The sequence below is a fragment of the Kitasatospora sp. NPDC001225 genome, from assembly GCF_053597855.1.
Window position 1 is genome coordinate 129,805 of the sequence record NZ_JBSFJC010000004.1, and the last position, 9,356, is coordinate 139,160.

Genomic DNA, 9,356 nt, shown 5'->3' on the forward strand with positions numbered 1-9,356 from the left:
CGTCCGCGTTTGTCGGCCGGCCGGTGGGCGGGGTGGTCGGGGTACGGGTGCGGGGCGGGGTGGCGGCGGTTGTTCCTGGCATGTTCATTCGACGCGTTGACGTGCCCATCACCCGGGAAACGGGGGTGGGCGAGGAGAGGAACGATCACTGATGTCTCAGATTCCCACGATCGAGGACCTGGCCCAGCAGCTCCAGGCGGTCTCCGGCGCGCAGGAGATCGACGCGGACGCCGCGCTGCAGCACATCGCGGACGTCGACTCGCTGGACCTGATGGAGTGGCTGTACGGCTTCCAGAACCAGTACCCGCACATCCCGGCGGACGAGTCGCTGTTCGCGGACATCGACGACACGACGACGCTGCGGGTGGTCCACGAGCGGATCCTGGCGCTCGTGCCGGCCGAGGCCAACTGAGAACCCGGCGCGGGCGGGCGGACGAGGAGAGGGGTCGGGTGGTGAGCGGTTTCGACGTCACCGGCTGGGGCATGTCGGTGCCCGAACGGGTGGTGACCAGTGCCGAGCTCGCGGAGCGTTTCGGCGTGGACGAGCACTGGATCGTCTCGCGGTGCGGGATCCGTGAGCGCAGGGCGGTGGGCCCGGGGCAGACCACGGCGTCGATGGCCGTGGAGGCCGGGCGCCGGGCCCTGGAACGCGCGGGCCTGACGGGCGCGGACATCGCGCACCTGATCGTGGCGACGGCGACCCCGGAGCAGCCCTCGCCGGCGACGTCGGCGTTCGTCCACGACGAGCTGGGCATCGCGGGCAGCGCCCACGACGTGAACTCCGAGTGCGCCGGCTTCGTGTACGGGCTGGTGACCGCGGCGGGCCTGCTGCGCATGGACCCGCGCCCGATCCTGCTGATCGGCTCGGACACCCACACGCTGACCGCGAACCCGCGGGACCGGGACCTGTCGATCCTGGTCGGCGACGGCGCGGGAGCGGTGGTCCTGCGGCCGGGCGCGGTGGACCGCATCCGGGCGTGGAACCTGGGCGCGGACGGCTCGTGCAAGAACAGCCTGAAGGTCCTGGCCGGGGGCTCGCGGATGCCCACCACCGAGCGGACCGTCGCCGAGGGCCTGCACTACGCGCAGATCAACGGCAACGAGATCTACCTGAACGCCGTGCGCTACACGGTGCGCACGATCCGCGAGACGCTGGAGCAGGCGAAGATCACACCGCAGGACGTCGACCACGTCATCCCGCACCAGGCGAACATCCGGATCATCAACTCGGTGCTCTCCCACACGGGGATCCCCGCGGACCGGCTGGTGACGAACCTGGAGCGCTACGGGAACACCGCGTCGGCGTCGATCCCGATCGCGCTGGCGGAGGCCCTGGACTCGGGGCGGGTCAAGGACGGCGACACGGTGCTGCTGGCCGGGTTCGGCGCGGGCATGACGTGGGGCTCGGTCCTGCTGACGTGGGGAGGGGTGGCGCGGTGAGCGGCAAGGACGCCTTCGGCGCCAGGCCCGACTCCCCGGTGGCGCTGGTCACCGGCGCCTCCGGGGGGCTGGGCAGCGAGCTGGCGCTGGCGCTGGACGCGGCGGGCTGCCGGGTCGCGGTGCACTACAACAGCTCCCGGGCCGGGGCGGAGAAGGTCGCCGCCCAACTGGTCAACGACCACGTGCTGGTGAGCGGCTCGGTCGCCGACTGGGACGCGGTCACCGCGATGTACGAGCAGGTCAAGGCCGCGCTGGGGCCGGTGGACGTGCTCGTCAACAACGGGGCGGTCCGCAAGGACGCGCTGATGGCGATGCAGAACCCCGCCGAGTGGCGGCAGGTGATCGACACGAACCTCGTCGGCTCCTTCCACACCGCCAGGGCGTGCGTGCCGGCGATGCTGCGCGCCCGCTGGGGGCGGGTGGTGAACATCGTCTCCCCGTCGGCGCTGATCGCCACCGCCGGGCAGACCGCCTACTCGGCGTCCAAGGCCGGCCTGATCGGGCTGACCCGCACGCTCGCGGCGGAGTGCGGCCGCCGGGGGGTGACCGTCAACGCCCTGTCACCCGGCTTCATGATCACCGGCATGACGGACACCCTGCCCGAGCACGTGGTGGCGGGCATGCGGGAGAAGGTCCCGGTGCCGCGGTTCGTCACCCCGCGCGAGGTCGCCCGCTCGATCACGCTGTTCCTCGACCAGGACTGCATGACCGGCCAGGTCATCAGCATCGACTCGGGGGCCTCCATCACCTGACCGGCCGCCCCGGGCACCCGGCCGCCCCGGGTGTGTCCGCCCGGGGCCGGGCCGCCGGACCCGTCCGTCCGGGGTGGCCGGGTCCGTCCGCCCGGGTCCGCTCCGGGCCGGTGGCCGGTGGCCGGTGGCCGGTCGGCCGGTTCCCGGTCCGCGGGTCGCCTCGTGCCGCGCCCTCTCGGCCTCCTGTCCGGCCCCGTGCCGGACAGGGGGCCGAGGGGGCGCACCCGCGTTCCCGCTCGGGGGTGTCGCGGCAGGCCCCGGCCGGGCGCGCGGCAGCGGCAGCCCCGCCCCGCCCCGATCAGGTACCGTCGGCCGTCCCGGAAGCCGCCCGCCCGCCTGGCCATCCCGTGGCCCGCTGGCGTTGTCGTTCCCCTTGCGGCGGGTCCGGCCGGCCTCGCGTCCTACCCCTGGAACGGGTCCTCCAGGACGGGGATGCAGGGTGACAGCAGCGGATCCGTGTGCTCGCTCACCCGTCCGCGGGCCATCCTGTGGACGAGGACCTCGTTCTCACGGCCGGGGTCCTCGTCGTCGCGTACGTGCAGCAGGCCGTAGGAGCCCGGCGCCCGTTCACCGACCTCGCGGAAGAACGCCGGGATCCGCGCGTCACGGTGGTTCGCGAAGCCGCCGAAGTGGACGAACACCTCCCCGTTCATCCACCGCAGATCGAGCAGGTACGGGCTGCCGATCTCCCGGATGCGCTCCTCGATACCCCCGACGATCAGCCGGAGACGGTCGTCGTCGTACTCCTCGTCGTCGGCGCCGGCGCTCTCCAGGACCTTGATCCAGCCGTGGTACTCGAACATGGGCCGCAGCCTACCGAGCGGCCGCGCGCCGCCCGTGCCGTGGGTGGTGCCGGTGGTGACGGTGGTGTGTCGGTGGCGGGACAGCGTCCTGCCGGTGTGCCGACAGCGGTCGACACAAGACTCGGTGACGCCCGATCAGGAACACACGACGACGAGGGAGCCGCCCGTGCCCCGACCCCGGCCCGCCACCGCCTTCCGCACCGCCTTCCGTACCGCTTCGCGTACCGCGTTCCGTGCCGCCACCGCCGTGCTCGTGCTGGCGGCCCTGGCCCCGGCCCACACCGCGACCGCCGCGCCCGCCGCGACCGCCGACAACCCCGCCGCGCCCGCCGCGCCCGTGCCGCGCCTGCACTGGGACGGGCCCTGCGCCCAGGGCTTCGAGTGCGCCACCGCCGCCGTGCCGACGGACTACCGCGACCCGCGGGGAACACCCCTGGACCTGGCCCTGATCCGCCACCGCGCCACCGACCCGGCCCACCGCATCGGCTCGCTGTTCTTCAACCCCGGCGGCCCGGGCATCCCCGGCACCGCGGCCCTGCCCGCCGTCTACGGCCTCTTCCCCGAACAGGTCCGCCGGCGCTTCGACATCGTCAGCTTCGACCCGCGCGGCACCGGCGCCTCCACCACCCTCCACTGCTTCCCCGACCCCGCCGCCGAACAGGCCCTCCTCGACGGCCTGCCCGCCGGCTTCCCGACCGCCGCCGACCAGCAGGCGGCCTGGACCCGCGCCTACACCGGCCTCGCCCGCCACTGCGCCGACAACGACACCACCGGCCTGCTCGCCCACCTGTCCACCGCCGACACCGCCCGCGACCTCGACGTGCTGCGCCAGGCCGTCGGCGACCGGCGCCTCACCTACTGGGGCACCTCGTACGGGACCCTGCTCGGCGCCGTCTACGCCAACCTCTTCCCCGACCGGGTACGCGCGATGGTCCTGGACAGCGCCCTGGACCCGCGCGCCTGGTCCACCGGCCGCACCCCCCAGCAGCGCGCCCTGCCCCCGTTCCTGCGCACCGGCAGCGACCTCGCCTCCGCCCGCACCCTGGACGCCTTCCTCGAACGCTGCGCCGCCGCCGGCCCCGCGGCGTGCGCGTTCGCGGCGGGCGACGCGGACGCGACCCGCGCCAGGTTCGCCGCCCTCCTGGAGCGGCTGCGCCGCGGGCCGCTCGCGCCCGGCACGCCGGCGCGGGAGGTGACCTACGCCTTTGCGGTGTCCACCGTGGCGTCGATGCTGTACACGGCCGCGCCGCTGCCGGGCGTCCCCGACAGCGGCTGGGCGGCCCTGGGCGCGTGGCTGCAGCAGCTGTGGACCGCCCCCGACACGCCGCCCGCCCCCACCCCCGCTCCGGCGCCGGCGCAGGCCGGAGCGGCGCCGGGCGCGCTGTCGGGGCAGGCGCAGACCCTGGGCACCCTGTGCGCGGACACCGTCAACCCGCCCGCCGGCGCCGACTACCCGGCCCTGGCCGCCCTCGCCGAGACGCGCTCCGGCGCCGTCGGCCCGTACTGGGTGTGGCAGACCCAGCGCTGCGCGTCCTGGCCCTCCCAGGCCGCCCGGGACCGCTACGACGGGCCGTGGGACCGCCGCACCGCCGCGCCCGTGCTGGTCGTCGCGAACACCGGTGACCCGGCCTGGCCCTACGAGGGCTCCCGCGCGATGGCCGACACCCTCGCCGGGGCCCGGCTGCTGAGCGTCGACGGCTACGGGCACACCGTCCTGGGCAACCCGAGCGCCTGCGCGGCCGGGGCGCAGGAGCGCTACCTGGTGGAGGGCCGGCTGCCGGCGCCCGGGACGGTCTGCGCGCCGGACCGCCGGCCGTTCGCCCCGCCGGGCGCGTAGCGCTCCCGGGGGACGGCGGCGGTGGCGGCACGGGCCGCCGCCGTCGCCGCGGTCGGGGCGGTGCCCGTTCCCTCCTTTGCGCGGCGCGGGCCCGCCCCCGGCCGAGGGCGGGTCGGTTCCGGGGCCCGGGCGGGTCGTTGCGGGTCGCGGTCCGCGTCGTGCGGGGCGCCCGCCGGCGTTGGTGGCCGTGGTGTCGGCGGTGGGCGGTACGGTCGCGGCATCCGAGCGAGGAGGGCCGCATGGCGACCGGGTGGAGCCTGACGATCGACTGCGCGCACCCGGCGAGGCTGGCCGGGTTCTGGGCGCTGGCGCTGGGCTACGTGCACAGGCCCGCGCCGGCGGGGTTCGGGAGCTGGGAGGAGTGGCTCTCCTATCACGGGGTCCCGCGGGAGGAGTGGGACGACGGCGCGTACCTCTGCGATCCCGAGGGGACGGGTCCCGCCCTGTCCTTCCTGAAGGTGCCGGAGCCGAAGGCGGTGAAGAACCGGGTGCACGTGGACGTGCAGGCCGGCGGCGGCCGTGGGACGCCGTGGGAGGTGCGGTGGCCGCGCGTGGTCGAGGCGGTGGAGCGGCTGACCGCCGCGGGCGCGACGGTGGTCCGCGAGGAGGAGCCGCAGGGCAGGCCCGACCACGTGGTGATGGCCGATCCGGAGGGCAACGAGTTCTGCGTGGTCTGACAACGGACATTCCCCTCCCGGCGGCCGCGGTCCCCGGAAGCCGGGATCCCGGGTGCCGTCCCGGCCGATCCGGTCCACCCGGCCGGGCGGCCCGGGCGGACCAGGCGGCCCGGCCGGCGCCGTCGGTCCCGTGTCGTTCGAGGGCGGCGATCAGGTCTTCGCGGTTCACGACGCGCGGTATGACGCGCTCTGCGGGTGCCCGGAAGTCCGCCGCTCCGCTGCCCCGGGCGGTCGGGGCCCGGCGGGACGGGCGCTTGTCCGACAGCCCGCTCGACCTTCACCGGGCGGGACGCCGGGCAGTACGGTGACCGCCCGGAACCCGCCGCCCACGAAAAGGGGACACCGCCATGGTCCACCCGGCCGTCACCCGCCTCTCGGCCCTGATCGGGGAGCCGGGAACCCCGGGCGACAGCGTCGACTGGGACGAACTGGCCCGCACCACGGGCCTGCGCCTGCCCGCCGACTACCGCGACTTCGTCGCGCTCTACGGCGGCGGCGAGCTGGACGAGTACCTCGGCGTCAGCACGCCGCCGGTGGACGGCTCCCCGTACGGCGACCTCGTCGACGCACTGGACTTCGACCCCCGGCAGGAGCCGGCCGCCCCCACTGGCACCGCCCCGGAGGACCTGGAGAAGGGCAGGCTCCTGCCCTTCGCGGGCAGCGCCAATGGCGACGTGGTCTTCTGGCTCTGCGACACCCGCGACCCGGACGGCTGGGACGTCGTCGTCTTCAGGCGCCAGCACCGTTACGGGGAAGCGGCCTGGGTCCGCTTCGCGGCGGGCTTCGGCGACTTCCTGGCCGGAACCCTCGACGGCACGCTGCCGAACCCCTTCGGCGACAGCGGCTTCACCAGGACCCCGCACACCTACCGCCACTGGCGCCGGCCGTTGTGACCCGCACGGCGTCCGCACGCTGATGCGGCCGCGCGTCGAGGAGATCACCCACGCGCTGCTGGACGCCCTGGCGGCGGGCGAGCCGCTGGTGGACCTCAAGACGGCCTTCGCCTTCCCGCTGCCGATGACGGTGATCTGCTCGCTGCTGGGCGTACCGGAGTCGGACCACGGCCTGCTGCGCGACCTGTACGAGCGGTTCTTCGGCATCAAGCCGAACCCGGAGGGCATCCAGGCGACCGTCGCCGGGCTGAACGCTTTCGTCAACGGCCTGGTGGCGCAGCGCCGTTCGGCTCCCGGCGAGGACCTGGCGAGCGTGCTGCTGGCGGCCGACACGGAGGGCGGGGCGCTGAGCGACGCGGAGGCGGCGGCCACCCTGCGGGTGATCATCGCGGCCGGCCACGAGACGACGGTGAACCTGATCGGCAACGCGGTGCGGGCCCTGCTGGCCCACCCGGACCAGCTGGAACTGGTGCGTTCGGGACAGGTGTCCTGGGACGCGGTGGTGGAGGAGTCGCTCCGCTGGACACCGCCGACCAGCAACTTCCTGTTCCGGTTCGCCGCCGAGCCCATACCGGTCGGCGAGGTGGTGATCCCGGCCGGCGAACCGGTGCTGGTCTCGTACAACGCGATCGGCCGCGACCCGCTCCAGCACGGGGTGACCGCCGAGGTCTTCGACATCACCCGGGACCCGTCCCGCCACCTGTCCTTCGGTCACGGCCCGCACGTCTGCCCGGGCTCCCCGCTGGCCCGGCTGGAGGCGGGGGTCGCGCTGCCCGCGCTGTTCGAGCGCTTCCCGGGGCTGTCGCTCGCGGTGCCGGACGCGGACCTGCGGCCGAGCCCCTCGCTGGTGGTCAACAGCCTGCTGGAGCTGCCGGTCCGGCTCTTCTGACGTTCGGTCATATCGCAAGGCCCCGGCTGGATTTGCGGCGGATGTGCGGTTGGACGTCCGGCTGAACGTCCGGTCGGGGCCTTCGGCTTCCGGTCGCGGGTCACGGTCGGGACACCGGCTTGTGAAGGTCGAACGGGGACCTTGGCGGGGGGCGGCGGCTGCGTTAACGTCTTCGATCAGTCCGGCCGCCGTCCGCTCGTGATCCCGCTCGTGATCCCGTTCCACGATTCCGTTCCGCGATTCTGTTCCCGTGAACCTGTCCGCGATCCCCGTGTAGGCCCATCTCCGGTACAGCGCAATGTCGTTCAGCCCACCGTCGGCAGCATGCCCTGGCGAGGAGAACCGCATTGATCCTCAACCCGACCGCGCCGCAATCGAGTTCCCGCCGCCGTCTGGCCGCCGTGCCCGTCCTGGTGGCGGCACTGGCGCTGACCGCGGCCTGCTCCAACAGCTCCGGCGGTTCGGGTGGCGGCGGAGGCGGATCGGCCGCCTCGCTGTCCGGCGACTGCGCCAAGTACCAGCCGTACGCCGGACACTCGGGCACCACCGTGACGATGTTCGCCTCGATCCTGAGCCCGGAGTCGGACAACCTGGAGAAGTCCTGGGCCGAGTTCAGCAAGTGCACCGGGATCAGGATCAGCTACGAGGGCTCGAACGACTTCGAGTCCCAGCTGCCGGTCCGGGTCTCCGGCGGCAATGCCCCGGACTTCGCGATCATCCCGCAACCGGGCCTGCTGGCGCAGATGGTGAAGAGCGGCAAGGTGGTGAAGCCGCCCGCCCAGACCGTTGCCAACCAGGACAAGTGGAGCCCGATCTGGAAGACGTACGGCTCGGTCAACGGCACCTACTACGCGGCCCCGATGAGCGCCAACATGAAGTCCCTGGTCTGGTACTCGCCGAAGGCCTTCACGGCGGCCGGCTACGACGTGCCCAAGACCTGGACCGACCTGATGGCGCTCAGCGACCGGATCGCCAAGGCCGGCGGCGCCAAGCCGTGGTGCGGCGGCATCGCCTCCGGGACGGCCACCGGCTGGCCGGCCACCGACTGGCTGGAGGAGGTGGTGCTCGGCTCGTACGGCGGCGAGGTGTACGACCAGTGGGTCGGCCACCAGGTGAAGTTCTCCGACCAGAAGATCACCACCGCGATGAAGACGGTCGCCGACTGGATGCAGAACCCGGCCTGGGTCAACGCGGGCTTCGGTGACGTGAAGTCGATCGCCACCACCACCTTCCAGGACGCGGGCACGCCGATCCTGAGCGGCAAGTGCCTGATGCTCCAGCAGGCCTCCTTCTACGAGGCGCAGTGGCCCAAGGGCACCAAGGTCGGCCCGGACGGAGACGTCTTCGCCTTCCACCTGCCCGCGGTGAACCCATCGGTCGCCAACCCGGTCGAGGGCGGCGGCGAGTTCCTGGCGGCCTTCTCCGGGCGGCCCGAGGTGCAGGCGGTGCAGAACTACCTGTCCAGCTCGGACTGGGCGAGCAGCCGGGTGAAGACCGCGAGCGGCTGGGTCTCGGCCAACCAGGGCGTGGACAAGAGCCTCTACACCGACCCGATCGACAAGCTGTCGGCGGAGGCGCTGACGGACCCGTCGGCCACCTTCCGCTTCGACGGCTCCGACCTGATGCCGGCCGCCGTGGGCGCCGGGCAGGAGTGGAAGTCGCTGACCGCCTGGTTCGCCGAGGGGCAGTCGATCCAGAAGACCGCCGCCGACATCGACGCCGCCTGGCCGCAGTAGCCGGGCCGTCCGTCCTGCTCGGTTCCGGGGCTGGTTCCGGGGCTGCTCTCGGAGCCGGAGCCGGAGCCGGAGCCGGAGTTGGAGCTGGACCCGGAGTTGGCCCTGGCCCCGGTTTCGGTCCTGGGCCCGGCGCCGGCCTCCGGGGCCGACACCGAGGAGCCGGTTCCCGGGGGTCGGGCACACCGAGGACCACCTGTCGAGGGCGGTGCGGGGCCCCCCCCCCCCCCCCCCCCCCCCCCCACCCCCCCCCCCCCAAACCCGCCCCCCCCCCCCCCCCCAACCCCCCCCCCCCCCAACAAAAAAAAAAACGGCCCCACACCCACACCCAC

At 74.0% G+C, this 9,356-nt stretch carries 9 protein-coding genes; 8 read left to right on the plus strand and 1 reads right to left on the minus strand.

Going from position 1 to position 9,356, the window contains the following annotated elements; genetic code table 11:
• Window positions 1–151: 151 nt before the first annotated feature.
• The 3 genes from ACWDCZ_RS02470 to ACWDCZ_RS02480 are packed head-to-tail and all read left to right on the plus strand — an operon-like array spanning window position 152 to window position 2,192.
• Window positions 152–412 (plus strand): hypothetical protein, encoded by a 261-nt coding sequence (locus tag ACWDCZ_RS02470; protein WP_049656300.1) that lies wholly within the window; start codon window positions 152–154, stop codon window positions 410–412.
• Window positions 413–453: 41 nt separating this feature from the next.
• Window positions 454–1,440 (plus strand): 3-oxoacyl-ACP synthase III family protein, encoded by a 987-nt coding sequence (locus tag ACWDCZ_RS02475; RefSeq protein WP_049656304.1) that lies wholly within the window; start codon window positions 454–456, stop codon window positions 1,438–1,440.
• Window positions 1,437–2,192 (plus strand): SDR family NAD(P)-dependent oxidoreductase, encoded by a 756-nt coding sequence (locus ACWDCZ_RS02480; protein ID WP_049656301.1) that lies wholly within the window; start codon window positions 1,437–1,439, stop codon window positions 2,190–2,192. The genes ACWDCZ_RS02475 and ACWDCZ_RS02480 overlap by 4 nt, the downstream gene beginning before the upstream one ends.
• Window positions 2,193–2,593: 401 nt before the next feature.
• On the opposite strand, the gene ACWDCZ_RS02485 is transcribed toward ACWDCZ_RS02480, so the two are convergent.
• The gene (locus tag ACWDCZ_RS02485; RefSeq protein WP_449815032.1) at window positions 2,594–2,995 is read right to left on the minus strand and encodes an Imm7 family immunity protein; all 402 of its coding nucleotides are present in this window, start codon (window positions 2,993–2,995) and stop codon (window positions 2,594–2,596) included.
• A 166-nt stretch (window positions 2,996–3,161) separates the two neighbouring features.
• Between ACWDCZ_RS02485 and ACWDCZ_RS02490 the strand changes: the two genes are divergently transcribed.
• From ACWDCZ_RS02490 to ACWDCZ_RS02510, 5 genes are all read left to right on the plus strand, one after another.
• Window positions 3,162–4,832: an alpha/beta fold hydrolase gene (locus ACWDCZ_RS02490; protein WP_449815033.1), complete on the plus strand. Its 1,671-nt coding sequence runs from the start codon at window positions 3,162–3,164 to the stop codon at window positions 4,830–4,832.
• A gap of 239 nt (window positions 4,833–5,071) precedes the next feature.
• Window positions 5,072–5,509, plus strand: a complete 438-nt coding sequence (locus ACWDCZ_RS02495; RefSeq protein WP_449815034.1) for a VOC family protein — start codon at window positions 5,072–5,074, stop codon at window positions 5,507–5,509.
• Window positions 5,510–5,856: 347 nt separating this feature from the next.
• The gene (locus ACWDCZ_RS02500; protein ID WP_449815035.1) at window positions 5,857–6,402 is read left to right on the plus strand and encodes an SMI1/KNR4 family protein; all 546 of its coding nucleotides are present in this window, start codon (window positions 5,857–5,859) and stop codon (window positions 6,400–6,402) included.
• A gap of 22 nt (window positions 6,403–6,424) precedes the next feature.
• Window positions 6,425–7,291, plus strand: coding sequence for a cytochrome P450 family protein (locus ACWDCZ_RS02505; protein ID WP_449815036.1), 867 nt, complete (start codon window positions 6,425–6,427; stop codon window positions 7,289–7,291).
• 347 nt (window positions 7,292–7,638) lie between these two features.
• On the plus strand, window positions 7,639–9,027 hold the full coding sequence (locus ACWDCZ_RS02510; RefSeq protein ID WP_449815037.1) for an ABC transporter substrate-binding protein: 1,389 nt from the start codon (window positions 7,639–7,641) through the stop codon (window positions 9,025–9,027).
• Window positions 9,028–9,356 lie beyond the last annotated feature (329 nt).